At 37.1% G+C, this 18,168-nt stretch carries 19 protein-coding genes; 9 read left to right on the top strand and 10 right to left on the bottom strand.

Annotation, left to right across the window (positions count from 1 at the left end; genetic code table 11):
• The first annotated feature begins 3 nt into the window (after window positions 1–3).
• Together AO058_RS12405 and AO058_RS12400 are read left to right on the top strand one after the other, a co-directional pair.
• On the top strand, window positions 4–603 hold the full coding sequence (locus AO058_RS12405) for a DinB family protein (RefSeq protein WP_075326866.1): 600 nt from the start codon (window positions 4–6) through the stop codon (window positions 601–603).
• Between the two features lie 122 nt (window positions 604–725).
• Window positions 726–944 carry a hypothetical protein gene (locus AO058_RS12400; RefSeq protein WP_075326865.1) on the top strand — a complete coding sequence of 73 codons (219 nt, stop codon included), beginning with the start codon at window positions 726–728 and terminating at the stop codon, window positions 942–944.
• A 3-nt stretch (window positions 945–947) separates the two neighbouring features.
• Here AO058_RS12400 and AO058_RS12395 read toward each other — a convergent pair whose 3' ends face one another.
• On the bottom strand, window positions 948–1,742 hold the full coding sequence (locus AO058_RS12395; RefSeq protein WP_075327965.1) for a UDP-2,3-diacylglucosamine diphosphatase: 795 nt from the start codon (window positions 1,740–1,742) through the stop codon (window positions 948–950).
• Between the two features lie 177 nt (window positions 1,743–1,919).
• Here AO058_RS12395 and aroC point away from each other — a divergent pair, with 177 nt between their 5' ends.
• Together aroC and AO058_RS12385 are read left to right on the top strand one after the other, a co-directional pair.
• On the top strand, window positions 1,920–2,984 hold the full coding sequence (gene aroC, locus AO058_RS12390; protein ID WP_075326864.1) for a chorismate synthase: 1,065 nt from the start codon (window positions 1,920–1,922) through the stop codon (window positions 2,982–2,984).
• Between the two features lie 28 nt (window positions 2,985–3,012).
• On the top strand, window positions 3,013–4,359 hold the full coding sequence (locus AO058_RS12385; protein WP_075326863.1) for a dicarboxylate/amino acid:cation symporter: 1,347 nt from the start codon (window positions 3,013–3,015) through the stop codon (window positions 4,357–4,359).
• Here the strand turns inward: AO058_RS12385 and AO058_RS12380 are convergent.
• Together AO058_RS12380 and AO058_RS12375 are read right to left on the bottom strand one after the other, a co-directional pair.
• The gene (locus AO058_RS12380) at window positions 4,356–4,769 is read right to left on the bottom strand and encodes a thiol-disulfide oxidoreductase DCC family protein (protein WP_075326862.1); all 414 of its coding nucleotides are present in this window, start codon (window positions 4,767–4,769) and stop codon (window positions 4,356–4,358) included. The two genes, AO058_RS12385 and AO058_RS12380, sit on opposite strands and share 4 nt — an antisense overlap.
• A 1-nt stretch (window position 4,770) precedes the next feature.
• Window positions 4,771–6,957 carry an endonuclease MutS2 gene (locus tag AO058_RS12375; RefSeq protein ID WP_075326861.1) on the bottom strand — a complete coding sequence of 729 codons (2,187 nt, stop codon included), beginning with the start codon at window positions 6,955–6,957 and terminating at the stop codon, window positions 4,771–4,773.
• Between the two features lie 47 nt (window positions 6,958–7,004).
• Here AO058_RS12375 and AO058_RS12370 point away from each other — a divergent pair, with 47 nt between their 5' ends.
• On the top strand, window positions 7,005–7,670 hold the full coding sequence (locus tag AO058_RS12370; protein ID WP_075326860.1) for a uracil-DNA glycosylase: 666 nt from the start codon (window positions 7,005–7,007) through the stop codon (window positions 7,668–7,670).
• A 2-nt stretch (window positions 7,671–7,672) separates the two neighbouring features.
• On the opposite strand, the gene AO058_RS12365 is transcribed toward AO058_RS12370, so the two are convergent.
• From AO058_RS12365 to AO058_RS12335, 7 genes are all read right to left on the bottom strand, one after another.
• Window positions 7,673–8,248, bottom strand: coding sequence for a hypothetical protein (locus AO058_RS12365; protein ID WP_075326859.1), 576 nt, complete (start codon window positions 8,246–8,248; stop codon window positions 7,673–7,675).
• A 40-nt stretch (window positions 8,249–8,288) separates the two neighbouring features.
• Window positions 8,289–9,140, bottom strand: a complete 852-nt coding sequence (locus AO058_RS12360; protein WP_075326858.1) for a substrate-binding domain-containing protein — start codon at window positions 9,138–9,140, stop codon at window positions 8,289–8,291.
• Window positions 9,137–11,191 (bottom strand): polyphosphate kinase 1, encoded by a 2,055-nt coding sequence (gene ppk1 / locus AO058_RS12355; RefSeq protein ID WP_075326857.1) that lies wholly within the window; start codon window positions 11,189–11,191, stop codon window positions 9,137–9,139. The genes AO058_RS12360 and ppk1 overlap by 4 nt, the downstream gene beginning before the upstream one ends.
• A gap of 112 nt (window positions 11,192–11,303) precedes the next feature.
• Window positions 11,304–12,173: a nucleoside phosphorylase gene (locus tag AO058_RS12350; RefSeq protein WP_075326856.1), complete on the bottom strand. Its 870-nt coding sequence runs from the start codon at window positions 12,171–12,173 to the stop codon at window positions 11,304–11,306.
• Between the two features lies 1 nt (window position 12,174).
• Window positions 12,175–13,107: a DUF1835 domain-containing protein gene (locus tag AO058_RS12345; protein WP_075326855.1), complete on the bottom strand. Its 933-nt coding sequence runs from the start codon at window positions 13,105–13,107 to the stop codon at window positions 12,175–12,177.
• Between the two features lie 26 nt (window positions 13,108–13,133).
• Complete coding sequence (locus AO058_RS12340) at window positions 13,134–13,484, bottom strand: translation initiation factor (protein WP_075326854.1); 351 nt, start codon at window positions 13,482–13,484, stop codon at window positions 13,134–13,136.
• Window positions 13,485–13,487: 3 nt separating this feature from the next.
• A complete protein-coding gene (locus AO058_RS12335) occupies window positions 13,488–14,438 on the bottom strand; it encodes an isopenicillin N synthase family dioxygenase (RefSeq protein ID WP_075327964.1) in 951 nt (316 codons plus the stop codon).
• A gap of 128 nt (window positions 14,439–14,566) precedes the next feature.
• On the opposite strand from AO058_RS12335, the gene AO058_RS12330 reads away from it, so the two are divergent.
• The 4 genes from AO058_RS12330 (at window position 14,567) to AO058_RS12315 (ending at window position 18,150) form a co-directional block, all read left to right on the top strand.
• The gene (locus tag AO058_RS12330) at window positions 14,567–16,573 is read left to right on the top strand and encodes an alpha-ketoacid dehydrogenase subunit alpha/beta (RefSeq protein ID WP_075326853.1); all 2,007 of its coding nucleotides are present in this window, start codon (window positions 14,567–14,569) and stop codon (window positions 16,571–16,573) included.
• Between the two features lie 129 nt (window positions 16,574–16,702).
• The gene (locus AO058_RS12325) at window positions 16,703–16,864 is read left to right on the top strand and encodes a DUF1328 domain-containing protein (RefSeq protein WP_070055250.1); all 162 of its coding nucleotides are present in this window, start codon (window positions 16,703–16,705) and stop codon (window positions 16,862–16,864) included.
• Between the two features lie 92 nt (window positions 16,865–16,956).
• Window positions 16,957–17,436: a lipocalin family protein gene (locus AO058_RS12320; RefSeq protein WP_075326852.1), complete on the top strand. Its 480-nt coding sequence runs from the start codon at window positions 16,957–16,959 to the stop codon at window positions 17,434–17,436.
• Window positions 17,437–17,451: 15 nt separating this feature from the next.
• The gene (locus AO058_RS12315) at window positions 17,452–18,150 is read left to right on the top strand and encodes an OmpA family protein (RefSeq protein WP_075326851.1); all 699 of its coding nucleotides are present in this window, start codon (window positions 17,452–17,454) and stop codon (window positions 18,148–18,150) included.
• Window positions 18,151–18,168 lie beyond the last annotated feature (18 nt).

Below are 18,168 nucleotides of genomic sequence, written 5' to 3'. Positions count from 1 at the left end.
ATTATGAAAAATTCAATTTTAGGCATCTTGTTTTTAATAGCAGCTTTGCCAATTACAGCACAGCAAAATACAAACAACAATGAGTTTCTTTTAAATTATTTTGAAGAAACTACAGTGAACCTGCAAGACGAAATCTCCGGACTTTCAGAAGAGCAAATGCATTTTAAACCTTCTGAAAATGAATGGTCAATTAGTCAATGTATAGAACACATTATTTTAACTGAAAAAATGCTGTTTGAAATGGCTAAAAGCGAGCTAAAAAAAGCCGAAAATCCGGAACTAAAAGGAGAAGTGAAATTTAAAGACGAAGATTTAATTAAAGGAATAAAAGACAGAAGTAAAAAAGCCCAGGCCACCGATGAACTAACGGGCGATGGGCAGTACAACAATCCTGAAACAGCTATGGCAGCTTTTAATGAACAGCGGCAAATAATCCTGGATTTTATAGAGAAAACGCCGGTAGAAACTTTCAGAAATCATATTAGTGATTCCCCTTTTGGCGCAGTAGATGCCTATCAATCTATGCTATTTATCGCCGGCCATACCGGTAGGCATACGTTACAGATTGAAGAGATAAAATCTTCAGAGGATTTTCCAGAATAGAACTACTTAATTTGTTAACTATAAATTAACCTTAGGTTCTGTAACTTATTAAGGAGACTGCTACTAACTGGAAACTTAAAATAAATTTGTTAAAAAAATCCTTAACCAAAAAATGAACAAAAATGGTTAGAGTATTTAAAACCAATATTACAGATACAGCCCTGGCAGAAGAATTTGTGGATTCTATTCACTTAAATTTCAGCAATTATATAGCGAATTTTGATTTAGAAGATTGTGATAATATCCTGAGAATTGAATCTTTTAATAATGAAATTTGTAGGGAGGCTATTATTAATCTAATTGCTGAAAAAGGTTTTTATGCTGAAGAATTGCCAGACTAATCTTTATTTTATTACGGTTATTGCTGCGAGCAGGCCTTTTTCAGGTTGTTTTTGAAGTTGATGGTAATAAGTGATGTTCCACTTTTTATCTTCATACTCCAGTGCGCTCAGGTTTTCTACCCAATCTCCAGAATTTAAATATAAACACGTACCTTTTTTATTGGTTTTTCTTACGATTTTGGGCTGGTGAATATGGCCGCAAATCACATATTTATAGCCATTTTCTATGGCAAGATCTGAAACGGTTTTTTCAAATGCCGAGATAAATTTCCCGGCATTTTTTACACTGTTTTTTATCTTTTTAGAAAGCGAATATTTGTTTCTTCTCATTTTAACAAGTATTTGGTTGAGTAGACGATTAATGAGAATCAGCACATCGTAACCCCAACCGCCCAATTTAGCGATCCACTTCGCTTTGTGAATTCCAACATCAAATACATCTCCGTGAAAGAACCAGGCTTTTTTGCCATCCAGCTCTAGCACTAATTTATTGGTAATTGTTAAATCACCAAGTTGAGTATCGCTAAATTTTCTAAGGAATTCATCGTGGTTTCCGGTAATATAAATTACCTCGGTTCCAGTGGTACTAAGATCAATGATCTTTTTAATAACTTCAAGATGAGATTTTGGGAAATAACTTTTTCTAAACTGCCAAATATCAATAATATCTCCATTTAACACCAGTTTTTTGGGCTGAATACTCTCCAAATATTCAAGAAGTTCTTTAGCGTGAGCGCCAAATGTGCCTAAATGAATATCTGAAATAACAACTATTTCCGGCTTTCTCTTACTTGTCAAATGCTTGAAATTCTTTTCATTACAAATAACAGAAATTGACAAAATTTAAACCATTAATCTGCCTTATTGAATATTTATCAAATCATTAAATTCATTTCCATTTGTTAACGGAATATTAAATCAACTTACATTTTCAAATATTGACTGAAAAAATTACATTTGTTCAAAATCAATAAAATGGCAGGAAATTCCTTCGGAAAACTTTTTAAACTAACCACTTTTGGAGAATCCCACGGGCAGGCCATTGGAGGAATTATAGACGGTTGCCCGGCCGGAATAAAGTTGGATCTTGAAAAAATTCAAACTGAACTCAACCGTAGAAAACCCGGTCAATCGGCGATTGTTACTCAACGAAAGGAACCTGATACCGTAGAATTTTATTCGGGAACTTTTGAAGGAGAAACTACTGGAACTCCTATTGGGTTTGTAATTAAAAATGCCAACCAGAAATCTAAAGATTATTCACATATAAAAGACACGTATCGTCCCAGCCACGCCGATTATACGTACGATGAAAAATATGGCGTGCGCGATTATCGCGGCGGCGGAAGATCTTCTGCCCGTGAAACTGCCTGTAGGGTAGTAGCCGGTGCGGTCGCAAAGCAGTTTTTAAAGGATATTCAGTTTAATGCCTATACAGCTTCGGTTGGAAAAATTGAACTGGATAAAAATATCAAAGAACTTGACTTTAGTTTAATTGAAACTAACGCTGTACGTTGTCCAGATCCAGCTTCCGCAGAAAAAATGGAAGATTACATCAAGCAAATTAGAAAAGAAGGGGATACCGTGGGTGGAACCGTGCAATGTGTAATTAGAAATATGCCAAAAGGCCTTGGAGAACCGGTTTTTGATAAACTTCACGCCGAATTGGGAAAAGCTATGCTTTCTATAAATGCCGTAAAAGGTTTTGAATACGGTAGTGGGTTTGAAGGAACTAAAATGAAAGGTAGCGAACATAATGACCTTTTTAATGAAGACGGCTCCACTAAAACCAATTTAAGCGGTGGCATACAGGGTGGTATTTCTAACGGAATGGATATTTATTTTAATGTAGCTTTTAAACCTGTGGCTACAATTATGCAAAAACAGGAAACCATAAATAAACAGGGCGAAAATGTTGAAATGCAGGGAAAGGGAAGACACGATCCTTGTGTAGTACCTCGTGCTGTCCCAATAGTTGAGGCAATGGCCGCCCTGGTAATCGCCGATTATTTACTTCAGAATAAAAGTTCAAAAATTTAATTGATTTAAATCCTGAAATTTACTTAGCATGAAAAAACTTGCACTGCACTGGCAGATTTTACTTGGAATGGCTGCCGGGGTTATTTTTGCCTTAATTCTTACAAATTTTAGCTGGGGATCAGAATTTATTGCAGATTGGATAAAACCTTTTGGGAACATTTTTATCAATGCCTTGAAACTTATTGCAGTGCCGCTTATTTTGGCATCTTTGGTAAAAGGAATTTCCGACCTTAAAGATATTTCGAAGCTTTCAAAAATGGGAGCGCGCACCATAGGGATCTATATTTTCACCACTATTGTAGCGGTAAGCATAGGGCTAGGAATGGTTAACCTTATAAAACCTGGGAACGCAATTACCGCAGAAACCCAGCAAGATCTTATTGCAAGTTATGAGGGAGACGCATCTGGGATTAAAGCCAATGCGGATAAACAAAGGGAATCTGGGCCTTTACAGGCTTTAGAAGATATAGTTCCAGAAAATATTTTTGCAGCTGCAGGAGATAATGCCAATATGCTTCAGGTAATTTTCTTCGCCATTTTCTTTGGAATTGGACTCATTCTTATTCCCGAAAAAACGGCAAAACCGGTAAAAGATTTCTTTGACGGATTCAATGAAGTGATCCTAAAAATGATCGATTTAATTATGCTTACGGCGCCATATGGTGTATTTGCACTTCTTGCCGCCCTGGTGGTAGAATCTCCCAGCACCGATCTTTTTGCAGCACTTGCCATGTACGGAGTAACCGTTTTAATTGGTCTTGCCTTAATGATAGGATTTTATATTCTTTTGGTTTGGGGTGTAACTAAAAATAAACCTTCTTTTTTTGTAAACGGAATTGCTCCGGCACAATTACTGGCATTTTCAACAAGTTCCAGCGCTGCTACTTTACCCGTTACTATGGAGAGGGTAGAGGAACATATGGGCGTGAGCCGGGAGGTTTCCAGTTTTGTACTGCCAATTGGAGCCACTATTAATATGGATGGGACCAGCCTTTACCAGGCCGTCGCTGCAGTTTTTATTGCCCAGGCCTTTGGAATGGACCTTAGTATTGGTACCCAACTGGGAATTATCGCCACTGCTACTTTAGCCTCTATTGGCTCTGCTGCTGTGCCAGGTGCGGGAATGGTGATGCTCGTTATTGTACTGGCCCAGGCCGGTATTCCAGAAGCCGGTTTAGCCCTTATTTTTGCGGTAGACAGACCTTTAGATATGTGTAGAACTATGGTAAATGTTACCGGTGACGCCGCAGTTTCACTAATGGTTGCAAAATCTGTAGACAAGATGGGGCCACCCAATGTAAAAGAATGGAATGATGATTACCACCCTGACAGTGATGTTGATGAAACCGAACTGGAGAAAAAAGAGAAAGCTTAGTCCAGGAATTTAGATTTTAATTCTGGTGTAGGGATCATACAACTTTCTTTTTTACCGTACCATTTATAACGGTTGTTAGCCACAAAATTATAAATGCCATCCCGCAGACTTTCGGGAATAAATAGGAAGTTTTTCAGCAAAGAATAACCGCCGGAAAGTTCTCTGGAAATTTCCAGTGCAGCGGTAGATTTTCGATAATAAGCAACTCCTGGATCAATTAAAACAATAGAATCCAATTCTTCTGGATCCATACCGCGTTCTTCAACCAGTTTTCGACCCATTTCGCTTTGTAAAGAGGCAAATCGAAATACATCTTTTTTATCGTGTTCAATTATAAAAGTAACAGCGCTATTACAGAGGTTGCAAACGCCATCAAAAAGAACAATTTTTTTATCTTTTGGAATTTCCATATTATTTCTTTTTCATTGCCTGCACCAGTTCCAGTTTTTCCACATCAACCTGTGTGGTGAACATTCCGTAGTTTACTGTTGCTTTTCCTTTTTCAATTTTATCTAAAGTTCCTACCGAGCGACTGTCTTCTAATCTCACCCTGTCTCCAATTTTAGGCGGAATCTTAGGCTTATTCGCTTCCTGGCGTTCTTTCTCGGTAGTTTTATCCTTTTCTTCTTTCTTCTTTTTTCTAATTACTTCAACCTTCTTTTTAACTTCCTGCTGAACTTTTTTCTCCTTTTCTTTCTGAATTTTTCGCTGTTTAGCCGACTCTTTTTTACGCTTGGAATTTTCAATTTCTACAAACTTGAGGAATTCGCCAATAAGCTCCTTTTTCTTTTTATTCTGAAAATATTTTTCACTCAGCTCATTTACCTTTTGTCCCATATAAATGAGGCGCTGGTTGCTGTCGTACAACTCCTGGTAGCTTTCCAGCTTTTGCTGGATCCTGGTATTGGTTTCCTCCAGTTTATCTTTTTCAAGAGCTGCCTTTTGTTCCTTAGTTTTTAGAGAATTGGTAGTTTTTTCAAGTTTAGAGCGTTCTTGCTGAAGTTTTGCAATACTCCTGTCAAACCTAATTTTTCCTTTTTCAACTTTTTTTCGGGATCTATTTATCAAACTATAAGGAATACCATTTTTTTGGGCAACTTCAAAAGTAAATGAGCTACCGGCTTCCCCAACCTGAAGCTTATAAATTGGTTCCAGGCTTTTAGAATCAAAAAGCATATTGGCATTGCTCATATTAGGCATTTCGTTGGCCAGCTTTTTTAAATTCGCATAATGCGTGGTTAAAATACCAAAAGATTCTTTTTCGTAAAAAACTTCGAGAAAAGTTTCAGCTAAAGCACCACCGAGTTCTGGATCACTTCCGGTTCCAAATTCATCGATAAGGAAGAGGGTTTTATCGTCACATTTCCGCAGAAAATAATTCATATTCTTGAGGCGGTAGCTATAGGTACTCAAGTGATTTTCTATAGATTGATTATCACCAATATCGGTTAGAATTTTTTCAAACAAGCACATCCTGCTATACTCATGAACAGGTACTAAAATTCCACTTTGTAGCATTAACTGTAATAATCCTACGGTCTTTAAGGTAATACTTTTTCCGCCGGCATTAGGCCCGGAGATTACAATAATTCTGTTGTCTTTTGCTAGTTCAATACTTTGCGGATAGGTTTTATCGCCTTTTTTCTTATTGCTTAAATAGAGTAGTGGGTGGTAAGCATCTTTAAGCTGAAGTTCGCGCTCTTTTGTGATTTTTGGCAGCAACCCATTGGTCATTTCGGCATATTTCGCTTTTGCCGCAATAACATCTATTTCACAAAGCAAATTCTGATAATCTATTAAAAGTGGTTTAAACGGCCTTATTCTATTGGTCAGCTCCTTTAAAATACGTTTAATTTCCTCTTTTTCTTCATACTCAAGATTATTAAGCTCACGAGTATACTGGTAAGTCGCTTCCGGCTGAATATAAACAATACTTCCGGTTTTCGAATTTCCTAAAATTCCGCCTTTAACCTTTCGGCGATGCATTGCCGTAACGGCTAAAACCCTGACGTTTTCAACCACACTTTCTCTAATTTCATCTAAATAACCATAAGAATGATAAGTGGTAAGCGCTTTTGCGAAACTGGAGTTAATTTGACCTTTTACCTGGTTAATTGATCGTCTAATTTGTTGTAAATGCGGCGTGGCATCATCTTTTAACTCGCCAAATTTGTTGATCACCCCGCCAATGCTATCTACAATTTCAGTAGTATATTCTACTTCAGAAGTTGTTTCAAACAAACTCGGGTAATACTCCTCGAATTTTCTAAAAAATTTGATGTGTGTATTTACAGTTTCTGAAAGGCTTGCGATTTTTCTGAAACTTCCAATTTCCAGGATAGAATCTTCAATTTCCAGAGTACGCAATTCATTTTTAATAGCATCAAAGCCGTGATTTGGAATGCGGCTTTCCCGGGTTTTTGAACTTACATACTCATTTGTTTGATGAAGTCCGAAGAGTGTCTTTTTTCCAGTTTTATATGGCTGAAGTTTTAAAGCTTTTTCTTTTCCCGGTCCTGTAATGCATAAATCTGAAATTTGCTGGCAAACAACAGTAAATTCGAGGTCTATAAGGCTTTTTGGTGCAATTTTAATCATAAATAAATTTCCCTACTTTTGAGGTTCTGCAAATTTACTTAATTAAAATGAAGGTAGATATACACCCCAGCTGGAAAAAAGAACTGGCAGAAGAATTTGAAAAAGGTTATTTTAGAAGCCTGACAGAATTTGTAAAAACCGAATATACCGAACATACTTGTTTTCCAAAAGGGAAAGATATTTTCTCGGCTTTTGAACACGCCACTTTTCCCAATACCAAGGTGGTTATTTTAGGTCAGGATCCTTACCACGGGCCGGGACAGGCTAATGGGCTCTGTTTTTCTGTTAACGATGGAATTCAATCTCCGCCATCGCTTCAAAATATTTTTAGGGAGATTAAAGATGATTTGGGTAAACCGGTACCAGATTCCGGAAATTTAGAACGCTGGGCAGATCAGGGTGTCTTATTGCTGAATGCCACATTAACGGTTAGAGCGCACCAGGCAGGTTCTCACCAAAAGAAAGGCTGGGAACAATTTACCGATAGGATTATAGAAATAATTTCTAAGGAAAAAGAAAATGTAGTTTTCTTACTCTGGGGCGGTTATGCAAAAAAGAAAGGAGCCATAATTGACTCCTCTAAACATCTTATATTACCCAGTGGGCATCCATCTCCTTTAAGCGCAAATCGTGGTTACTGGTTTGGTAATAAGCATTTCAGCAAAGCAAATGCTTATCTAAAAGAAAACGGGAAACAGCCAATAGACTGGTAAGCTTAAAATCTAAATCCAAGATTTACGTTAAACTGGCCCACGATAGTTGGAGAGTTTTCGCTAAGTAGATTTCTACCAATTCCTGCACCTAGGTCTAGAAAGAATCCTCCCGTAGAAACGAATTTGCCGCCAACGCCAAAGCCAAGCGCAAAATCTGTGTAATTTTCATATTCGTAATAACCATAGCCGTCTGGTCCCACTACATAATTATCGTCATATTCTCCACTGGAAAGCATTCCGAAACCGTGAACGTAGAAACCACGAGCGTAACGGTCGCCAAAGAAATATTTGTATTTCCCGGTTAGCGAAAAATCTTTATAAAATGCATCGTCTATATTCTCGTTGTCGCGATCTAAAGCTTTTATAAAGCCTTCAATTGCCCAACTGGAATTCTTGTCGATAATGCGTTCGTATGTGAGATCTAAAGCGCCAAAGGCAACGAGGTTAAGCGCACCAATACTTAATTCATTTTGAGTAATATCCCTTTTATCGGGTTCGGTAGTTTGGGTATTTTGCGAGTCTTGCGCGAAAGTAACTGATGAAATAAGTACTAAAAATAGTAGTAATAGTTTTTTCATTAAAGTAAAATTGATGAGTTATGATTGATGATTAATTAGGCTACAAATTATGAATAAATTCGGATGAACGCTGTTTTTTTGAAATTAAGTTTAGTTCCAATAATTTCTCCTGCACTTTTTCTACCTCAGCTTCAGCAATTTGCTCTGCACTCCAATGTGTAATATCAAGCCATTTTTCAATATCTTCAAGGCGCTGATCGTATCTTTCGGCTAATTTTTCGGCGATTTTTGGTAGTTTTTTAAAGCGTTGAGTCTCCCTGTTTAAAATTTCTAACATCGTCTTAAGGCGTTCCGGTTCATTTTTTAAACTCTCATTTCTGGCTGCAATCACAAAGCACGGCCAGGGCGTAGGGCAATCGGCAAGTCTTCTAAAGGTATGGTTATCTACCAGAGGTTTGGTAGTAAAATGCTCCCACATAAAATACTGGGCTTTATCTTCTTTTAGCGCTTCTACAGCTCCATCCAGGTCTTTTACTATTTCAAACTGTAATTCTTCAGGATTCCATTCGTGGTTTTGTGCATTAACATAGGCCATAAGATGTGAACCGCTACCTTTTCTGCTAATTGCCGCTTTTGTGTGTTTAAGTTCTTCAACCGATTTATACTTAGAACCAGCCGCTACGTGAATTCCCCAAACCAAAGGAGAACCTATGTAAGTTTGAATAATCTTACTTTCATTTCCCGAAATTATATCTTTTAAAATTCCTTCAGTTAAAATTACTGCGACATCAATTTCTCCAGATCGTAAGGCTTTGTTCATAGCACCGGTTCCACCTGGAAAATCTTTCCAAATAACATTAATGCCACGCGTTTCAAATAATTTTTCTTCTATACATAAATGCCACGGAAGGTTAAAATGCTCGGGGACTCCACCTACTTTTATAGTTTTCATTTGCTATGTTTTTCTTTTAAATAATTATAGATTTCGTATTGAGATCTCACGGGCTGCTCACCGTTTGTTCTCTTAACATACTCATTTTTCTCATCAGCATCCTGAATTCTCGCTTTTACATTATCGTTTAGCTGAATTTCAAGGATTTCTTTGAATTCCTGTGCTACATCTTTATCCAGAATAGGGGAGAGCACTTCTATTCGGCGGGAAAGGTTACGCGTCATCCAGTCGGCACTACCGTAATAGATCTTTTCATCTCCACCGTTTTCAAAAATATAAATACGCCCGTGTTCTAAATATCTATCTACAATACTGGTAATATAAATATTTTCACTTAAACCTTTAATTCCGGGAGTTAGGCAGGTAAAACCGCGAACCAGCAGTCTTATTTCTACACCGGCATTACTGGCTTTATAAAGTAACTCGATTATTTCGGGATCTTCAAGGCTGTTCATTTTAGCGGTGATTTTTGCCTTTTTTCCTTCCCGGGCGTTATCAATTTCGTTGTAGATAAGTTTAATAAATTCCTGTCGTGTAGAAAATGGAGAGATCAATAAGTTTTTTTCCCGCGGAATAATTAATTCTCCTTCAAGAACTTTAAACAAACGCGATAATTCTTTAGCAATTTGTGTATTTGAAGTAAAAATAGCGTGATCGCAATATATTTCTGAAGTTTCACTATTAAAATTCCCCGTGCCAATATAGGAATAGTTGACTAAATCATCGCCTTCCATACGCTGTACCAGCATTATTTTAGAATGCACTTTGATCTTGGGGTAAGAATAAATTACATTGGCGCCTTTTTCCTCAAATTTTCGGCCCCAAATTATATTATTTTCTTCATCAAACCTGGCTTTGGCTTCTACAAATACCGTAACCTGTTTTCCGTTTTCCAGAGCCTTTAAAAGTAAACTTGTTAATCTTGATTCATCTGCAACGCGGTATAAAGAAATCTTAATAGCGGTTACATCTTTATCTTTTACGGCCTGTTCCAGGAAATTCTCTACATAAGCAAAAGACATATAAGGGAAATGTACTGCCTGGTCTTTCTCTGAAATTGTTTCAAAATAATTTTTTGATCCCGAGAGTACTTTATGCTCTATTGCAGGAAGTTTTTTATAATGAAGATCTGGATTGTTTGTAGGATCGGGGAAAGAAAAGAAATCATTAAAATTATGATATTTCCCCCCAGGCATCATATCAATTTTTCCCAGCTTCAGCAGTTTTCTAATTTTTTTATGAAGAAAATTTGGCATTTCTGCATCATATAATAGTCGTGTTGGCTGCCCATCGGTTCTTTGAGCGAGGGAGTCGTAAATTTTTTCAGCTAAAACACCTTCATAAATATCTTCAATATAAAGCTCGGCATCGCGGGAAAGTTTAATTTCATAAACACCTTCAACCTTATGATCTTTAAAAATAGAACTTACCTGACTTCTAATAATTTCGTCTAAATAAGTTATGGAATTATCTTCGCCGTCGCCTTCAAGATTAACAAATCTTCCGCAGGCATCCACAGGAATATTTACGATCCCAAGTTTTTCTTTATCGGTAAAACTCACCACAAAATATAATTCGGCGTTTTGAAGAAAAAGTTCATTTTCTTCCTCAAGATCAATAACCTCGGGCTTAATATGCGATTTTACCTTTTGCTGAAAATAATTAGATGCAAATTCATTTTGGGCTGTATTAAAATGCTCGGCATCTATAAGAAGAATATCGTTTTTAGCAAGCTCAGGTAAAATTTGTTTTTGGTAAATCTCGCCAAATTTGTGCTGCTGCCGTTTTACTTCCTCCAGGATTTCCTTGGTAGTTTTAGTAGGTTTTAAGGCGAGTTTTTTACGAATGCTTTTCTCCACACGCTTCATTTGGCGAAGCTGCGCAACCCTTACCCTAAAGTATTCATCTAAATTAGAAGAGAAAATAGCTAAAAAACGAATCCGCTCGTAAAGCGGATTGAGTTTATCTTCTGCCTCCTGTAAGACTCTAGCATTAAAGCTCAGCCAGTTAAGGTCACGATGCCTTAATGGAATTTCTTGTGGTTCCTGCATTATTGATTAGTGGTTTGACCAAAAATACAAATAAGGGCAGAGGTTTGCTTTTAATTTTCTGTTAAATGCGCAGGCAGAAAGATTTTAAGACTCCTATAATTTTATAATAAGATTACTTTGCCAATTGCTCTAAACTGTATTGAATAAGCTCATCTACGGTATTTTTAGGATCTTTAGAAAATGTTCCCGCAGCCCGGTTAGCAATTATTGCATTCATTGAAATCGCATTATGTCCAAGTAATTTAGATAAGCCGTAAATCGCTGAAGTTTCCATTTCAAGATTTGTGATTTTCTTATTATTGAATGAAAACGAAGCTAGTTTATCGTTCATTTTATCATCCTGGAGTGCTAAACGTAAAATTCTACCCTGCGGACCGTAAAATCCAATATTTGTAGCGGTCACCCCTTTATGCAACCTGGAATAAGCCATACGGGAAATAAGCTTTTCACTCCCGTCTACAACATAAGGTGCAGCTTTCTTTTTAAACCAGTCTAAATGTTGACTAAAAGCATCAGCAAATTCTGAATTTTGAATATGCTCGCTTTCATAGAAGTGTAAAAGTCCGTCAAAGCCAATAGCGCTTTCGCTAATTAAAAAGGAATCTACCGGAACTTCCTTTTGAATAGAGCCCGAAGTTCCAATTCTTATAATATCTAAACTCGTAATTTCTTTTTTAAGCTCCCTGGTTTCAAAATCTATATTTACAAGTGCATCAAGTTCGTTAAGTACAATATCAATATTATCGGGTCCAATGCCAGTAGAAATCACACTGATGCGTTTTCCTTTATAATAACCTGTTTGAGTATAAAATTCCCGTTTTTTTAATTTGAATTCAACTCTATCAAAATGCCTGGTAATTCTCTCAACCCGGTTAGGATCGCCCACTAAAATCACAGTCTTAGCAAGATGTTTTGGTAATAAATTTAAATGGTAAACGCTACCATCACTGTTTTGTATAAATTCTGAAGCTTCTATTGGCATATTATAATTTTAAAACTTTATGGGAGTCGGCATCATAGAGAAAATCAAAAACTCTTGCACCTCCCAAATATTCTTCGTTCTTAAGTTCCTGGTAAAAATTATTCTTCTGGTTTAAGACATCCTGACCTTTTGAGGTTAACACCACGCGATTATCTTCCAGCGCATAGAAAATAGATAGTTTACTGAGTACCCTTTCCATTTGAGAATCGCTATAACCATAATATCCCTGGTACTGCAGGGCGTAACCCAACAATTGGTTAAATGAAGTTATTTGCTGATTTTCTACCAGTTTAAGTACATTTCTCTCCAGCGAATTAATACCGGTTTTACTATTGGGAAAACGTTCTATATGCGCCCTAATGCAACTGGAAAGATATTCAAAATTTGAAGTCTTTTTTATTTGTTTTTTGAGTTTCATGGGGTCGTTGCTGCAATACAACTCCCAAACCAAATTAGCAATCTCCAGGTCTTCTTCTTCTAACTGAATTTTTTTATTAAAATGATTTAATAAATGTTTTTGCGGAAGCCTGGAAAGCGGTAGAAATTCATCCTCTCCTTTTTGGCGTTTACTACATACCAGGTAAAAAGGAACTTTTGGCTGGTGTTCCCTGTAAAAACTTATGGCCGCCAGCATATTTATATGGCAAAAAAGATCGAATTCAAACCAGAGTACCACGTGGTCGTAATCTTTAGCTTTTTTTAGTTTTTTAAGCTGGGATACAAAACGTTTTTTATATTCTTCAGAAGAAATATTGTAGGCTTCTTTTAAAAATTCCTCTCTTTTCCTAATGAATTTTAAAGAACCGACTTCTTTAACACACGGCCCTTCGCAAAGCAATTCCCGCCAAACAATAATTTGCCCGGGTAGATCCAGTTCTTCAACCTGTTCGGTTAAGCTATCACCATTAACAATATGCAGGGCCTTTTTTTCCATTGGGAGAATTTAAAGGTTGGTGGAAATTAACCGCCAACCCGTTTTACATTATAACCATCTATTCTAAGCAGTTCCATAATTTTTTCCCTGTCGTCACCCTGGATAATAATCTCACCATCTTTAGCCGAACCGCCAACTCCACATTTTTTCTTTAGCTTCTTTCCAAGAATTACTAAATCGTCATTAGTTCCTTCAAAGCCTTTAATAATAGTAACGGTTTTTCCACCGCGACCTTTACTGCTAAAATGCGCTTCCAGTTGCTGATCTGCTGGTGCTAAGGTTTCTTCGGTTTCTTCGTGCTCGTTTCCTTCAAAATCATCATTTGTAGAAAAAACAAAACCGCCTAAATCTTCTAGTCCGAGTTTTTTCTTCGCCATAACTTACTTTTTTAGGAGTCCAATTTCTACCAGGCGCTGGTGTAAAAATTCGCCGGCAGTAATATCTTCATATTGTTTTGGGTTCTCTTCATCTATACATTCTTCCAGGCAATCTAAGCGCATCTCACTTCTGGGGTGCATAAAGAAAGGAATTGAATATCTTGGTTTATCCCATTGCTCCTTTGGCGGGTTAATTACGCGATGAATTGTAGAGCGTAATTTATTATTGGTATGTCTCTCTAACATATCTCCCACATTGATTACCAACTCATCTTCCTGGGGTACCGCATCAATCCACTCGCCATCTTTTCGCAATACCTGTAAACCTCCTGTAGAGGCTCCCATAAGTAAAGTGATAAGGTTTATGTCTCCATGAGCGCCGGCTCTAACCGCACCTTTAGGTTCCTCGGTAATAGGAGGGTAGTGGATTGGTCTTAAAATACTATTTCCGTTGCTGGCCCAGTGATCAAAATAATGTTCTTCCAAACCAATGTATAAAGCTAATGCCCGTAATACATAAATACCGGTTTTTTCCAGCATTCGGTAAGCTTCCATGCCTACCTTATTAAAATCCTTAAGTTCAGAAACCTGTACATTTTCGGGGTATTCTTCAGTAAGATTTGCATCTTCAGCCGGTTCCTGCCCAAAATGCCAGAACTCTTTAAGATCACCTTCTTTTTTACCTTTTGCGTGTTCTTTTCCGAAGGAAATATAGCCCCGCTGACCTGCAAGACCTTCAATTTCATATTTTTTCTTTATTTCTAAAGGAAGCGCAAAAAAACTTTTTACTTCTTTATATAGGTTTTCTTCCAGCTCATTATCAAGAAAATGATTTTTTAAAGCTACAAAACCAATCTCTTCGTAAGCTTTGCCAATCTCTTCAACAAATTTTTGTTTTCTGTTTGGATAATCAGATAGAAAATCGGCAAGATCTACGCTTGGAATATTATTCATTGCCATAATATGCTTAGTTTTTTGAGAATTTAACACACAAAGTTAAAGAAAAATACGGGAGCTAACGAGGCTTTTTAAATTTCTTAGCATTTATAATTTTGGTTACATTTGGTAAACAAATACACACTATGCAACCAAATTCTTCCCAGCCGCCTGCTATAAAATTTGAGAAGAAAAATCTCTCCTCAACCCAGTTATTAGACTTATATGCATCTTTATTAAAGCCACGTTTAATAGAAGAAAAAATGCTCATCTTGCTAAGACAGGGCAAAATTTCTAAATGGTTTAGTGGGATAGGCCAGGAAGCTATTTCCATTGGAGTTACGAAAGCGCTTAACGCCGATGAGTATATTTTACCAATGCACCGTAATTTAGGAGTATTTACTTCTAGAAACGTCCCTTTAAACCGACTTTTCTCCCAGTGGCAGGGAAAACAAAACGGTTTCACAAAAGGTCGTGACCGCAGTTTTCATTTTGGTACCCAGGAGTATAAAATTGTTGGAATGATTTCTCATTTAGGCCCACAGCTTGGCGTGGCCGATGGGATTGCTTTAGCGCATAAATTGAAAAATGAAAATAAGCTTACCGCGGTTTTTACTGGAGAGGGAGGCACCAGTGAAGGCGATTTTCACGAAGCGCTAAATATTGCATCAGTCTGGGATTTACCGGTTTTGTTTTGCATAGAAAACAATGGCTACGGACTTTCAACTCCAACAAATGAACAATATAGATGTAAAGATCTTGCCGACCGGGCCCAGGGCTACGGAATGGAATCTCATATTATAGACGGAAATAATATAATTGAAGTATACTCTAAAGTTTCTGAGGTTGCTGAAAGTATTAGACAAAATCCCCGACCGGTTTTACTGGAGTTCAAAACTTTTAGAATGCGCGGCCACGAGGAAGCCAGTGGAACAAAATACGTTCCAGAAGATTTAATGAATTTCTGGCAACAAAAAGATCCCGTAGAGAATTTTAAACGTTTTCTCATAGAAGAAAATATACTTTCTGAAGAGCAGGATGTGCACTTTAAAAACGAAATTAAAGCTGAAATTGATGAAAATTTAAAAGCAGCTAATGAAGAACCGGTTTCAGAATACATTGAAATTAATGAATTAAATGATGTTTACCAGGAGTTTATATATCAAGAGATTAAAACAAATTCAGAAACTGAAACTATAAGATTTATTGACGCTATTTCTCAAGCGGTAAAACAATCTATGCAAAGACATAAGTCCCTGGTGTTAATGGGACAGGATATTGCAGAATACGGTGGGGTTTTTAAAATTACTGAAGGATTACTGGAAGAATTTGGCAAAGAAAGAGTGCGAAACACACCTATTTGCGAGTCGGCTATTGTTGGAACTGCAATGGGACTTTCTATAAATGGAATGAAGGCTATGGTAGAAATGCAGTTTGGAGATTTTGTGAGTTCCGGTTTTAATCCTATTGTAAATTACCTGGCTAAAAGCAATTACCGATGGAATCAAAACGCCGATGTGGTTATAAGAATGCCTTGTGGAGCCGGTGTAGGTGCAGGACCTTTCCATAGTCAGACCAACGAGGCCTGGTTTACTAAAATTCCGGGCTTAAAAGTTGTTTACCCAGCTTTTCCATATGATGCAAAAGGCTTGCTGAATACAGCTTTTAACGATCCAAATCCCGTGTTATTCTTTGAACACAAGGCCTTATACCGCAGTATTCGGCAGGAAGTTCCTTTAGATTATTACACCTTACCATTTGGAAAAGCTTCAATATTAAAAGAAGGGGAAAAACTTACAATTATAACCTATGGTGCAGCCGTTCACTGGGCTTTAGATACCTTAGAGGGAGCAGAGTTAGAAAACATTGAATTAATAGATCTTCGTAGCCTGCAACCTTTAGATAAAGAGACCATAATTAATTCGGTTAAAAAGACCGGAAAAGCACTTGTACTTACTGAAGACTCGCTTTTTGGAAGTTTAGCCTCAGAAATTTCAGCAATTATTTCAGAAGCATGTTTTGAATTTTTAGACGCTCCAGTAATGCGACTTGGCAGTGGGGAAACTCCAATTCCGTTTGCCGCTGCACTTGAAGAAGGATATCTTCCGAAGAAAAAATTGAAAGAAAAATTACAGCAATTAATAGACTATTAATAATAAGAAGTCCAAATATTTCATATTTTAAGATTCCTTAACAGTTCTGCTGTTAAAGTATTAATAATCTTTTGTCTCCGTTCAACACCTACCGTAATTTAGATTACAACTAATCAAAAATCTTTTATTATGATACGTTTAATCGTTATTTTCTTAATCATTGCTTTGGTAGCTGCTATTTTCGGCTTTGGTGGAATCGCCGAAGGTTTTGCAGACATTGCTAAAATAATCTTTTACATTTTCCTGGTACTATTAGTAATTTCTTTAGTGAGCAGATTATTTAGAAGATAAAAACAAATAAATAAAGAATAAAATCCAATGTATTGCGCCAGGTACCAATCGGCAAGCATTGGATTTTTATGTATAACCCAAACAACTAACTAATGAAAAAAATATTTATACTTGGCTTTGTAGCGGTACTACTTGCCGCTTGCGGACCCAGCAAAACCGCCAAAGAAGCCAGAAAAACCTTTAATGGAAACTGGACGCTTACCAGTGTAACTTACCCAAATAGTTCTGGTGAGTTTGATGTTACCCTACTAAATGATGCCAATGCCTCCTGTTTTGAAAACAGTACGTGGAATTTTGTCTCTAATAATAACAGGGGCGCATATACTGTACAGGGACCTAATTGCAGTGCAGGGCAGCGGTATTTTGTTTGGTCTATAGATGAAGAAAATACTCCGGAAGGAATTTTCGATTTTCTATTGAAACCAACCGATGAAGATTATAACTCTACAACGGGAAATCAAGGTTTCCGAATGAATTTAAGATCACTTTCTGAAACACAAATGGTATGGGAACAATCTGTAATGCTTGAAGGTTCTCCATTTGTGATAAGAATGAATTTTTCTAAACTTTAATTAAATTAATTTACTATGAAAACTACTATAAACAGAATGTTTGCCATTCTTTTTGCTGCCACACTTCTTTTTAGTTGTGAAGCCACTAAGAATGCGAATAATAAACAAAAAGGAGCTGTAATTGGATCTGCCGGTGGAGCCGTAATTGGTGGTGTTGTTGGAAACAATACCGGAGACGGAAATACTGCGCTTGGCGCCATTATTGGCGGAGTTGTAGGTGGAGCAGCCGGAGCAATTATTGGTAACCGTATGGACGAGCAAGCCAAGGAAATTGAACAGGAAATTCCAGGTGCTGAAGTTGAAAGAGTTGGCGAAGGAATTAACGTGACTTTTGATGAAAGCAGCGGGGTATATTTTGATACTGAAAAATATAATATCAACTCTAAATCCCAGGCTACTTTAAATAAACTGGCCGATATTTTTAAAGAATATCCAGATTCTAATATTCTTGTAGAGGGACATACAGATGATACCGGTAGTGAATCCTATAACCTTACACTTTCTAAAAACAGAGCACAGGCTGTGACTAATTATTTAACCAGCCAGGGTCTTAGCAGCGGAAGATTTGATACTAAATGGTATGGCGAAGCCCAGCCTAAATATGATAACGAAACTGCAGAAGGTCGTGCTAAAAACCGTAGGGTAGAGCTTGCAATTGTTGCAAACGAAGAATTAAAAGAAGAAGCCAGGAAACAGGCTGAACAGAAGAACTAGGTTCTATTTCTTCAAACA

The organism is Salegentibacter sp. T436 (assembly GCF_001932675.1).
Taxonomy (GTDB): Bacteria; Bacteroidota; Bacteroidia; order Flavobacteriales; family Flavobacteriaceae; genus Salegentibacter; species Salegentibacter agarivorans.
The sequence above is the reverse complement of the archived record's forward strand: the minus strand, read 5'-3'. Positions and strand labels throughout refer to the sequence as shown.

Excerpts from the sequence above, each read along its gene's own strand:
- AO058_RS12405 (WP_075326866.1), top strand. The coding sequence starts at position 4 with ATGAAAAATTCAATTTTAGGCATCTTGTTTTTAATAGCAGCTTTGCCA.
- AO058_RS12400 (WP_075326865.1), top strand. The coding sequence starts at position 726 with ATGGTTAGAGTATTTAAAACCAATATTACAGATACAGCCCTGGCAGAA.
- aroC (WP_075326864.1), top strand. The coding sequence starts at position 1,920 with ATGGCAGGAAATTCCTTCGGAAAACTTTTTAAACTAACCACTTTTGGA.
- AO058_RS12385 (WP_075326863.1), top strand. The coding sequence starts at position 3,013 with ATGAAAAAACTTGCACTGCACTGGCAGATTTTACTTGGAATGGCTGCC.
- AO058_RS12380 (WP_075326862.1), bottom strand. The coding sequence starts at position 4,769 with ATGGAAATTCCAAAAGATAAAAAAATTGTTCTTTTTGATGGCGTTTGC.
- AO058_RS12375 (WP_075326861.1), bottom strand. The coding sequence starts at position 6,957 with ATGATTAAAATTGCACCAAAAAGCCTTATAGACCTCGAATTTACTGTT.
- AO058_RS12370 (WP_075326860.1), top strand. The coding sequence starts at position 7,005 with ATGAAGGTAGATATACACCCCAGCTGGAAAAAAGAACTGGCAGAAGAA.
- AO058_RS12365 (WP_075326859.1), bottom strand. The coding sequence starts at position 8,248 with ATGAAAAAACTATTACTACTATTTTTAGTACTTATTTCATCAGTTACT.
- AO058_RS12360 (WP_075326858.1), bottom strand. The coding sequence starts at position 9,140 with ATGAAAACTATAAAAGTAGGTGGAGTCCCCGAGCATTTTAACCTTCCG.
- ppk1 (WP_075326857.1), bottom strand. The coding sequence starts at position 11,191 with ATGCAGGAACCACAAGAAATTCCATTAAGGCATCGTGACCTTAACTGG.
- AO058_RS12350 (WP_075326856.1), bottom strand. The coding sequence starts at position 12,173 with ATGCCAATAGAAGCTTCAGAATTTATACAAAACAGTGATGGTAGCGTT.
- AO058_RS12345 (WP_075326855.1), bottom strand. The coding sequence starts at position 13,107 with ATGGAAAAAAAGGCCCTGCATATTGTTAATGGTGATAGCTTAACCGAA.
- AO058_RS12340 (WP_075326854.1), bottom strand. The coding sequence starts at position 13,484 with ATGGCGAAGAAAAAACTCGGACTAGAAGATTTAGGCGGTTTTGTTTTT.
- AO058_RS12335 (WP_075327964.1), bottom strand. The coding sequence starts at position 14,438 with ATGAATAATATTCCAAGCGTAGATCTTGCCGATTTTCTATCTGATTAT.
- AO058_RS12330 (WP_075326853.1), top strand. The coding sequence starts at position 14,567 with ATGCAACCAAATTCTTCCCAGCCGCCTGCTATAAAATTTGAGAAGAAA.
- AO058_RS12325 (WP_070055250.1), top strand. The coding sequence starts at position 16,703 with ATGATACGTTTAATCGTTATTTTCTTAATCATTGCTTTGGTAGCTGCT.
- AO058_RS12320 (WP_075326852.1), top strand. The coding sequence starts at position 16,957 with ATGAAAAAAATATTTATACTTGGCTTTGTAGCGGTACTACTTGCCGCT.
- AO058_RS12315 (WP_075326851.1), top strand. The coding sequence starts at position 17,452 with ATGAAAACTACTATAAACAGAATGTTTGCCATTCTTTTTGCTGCCACA.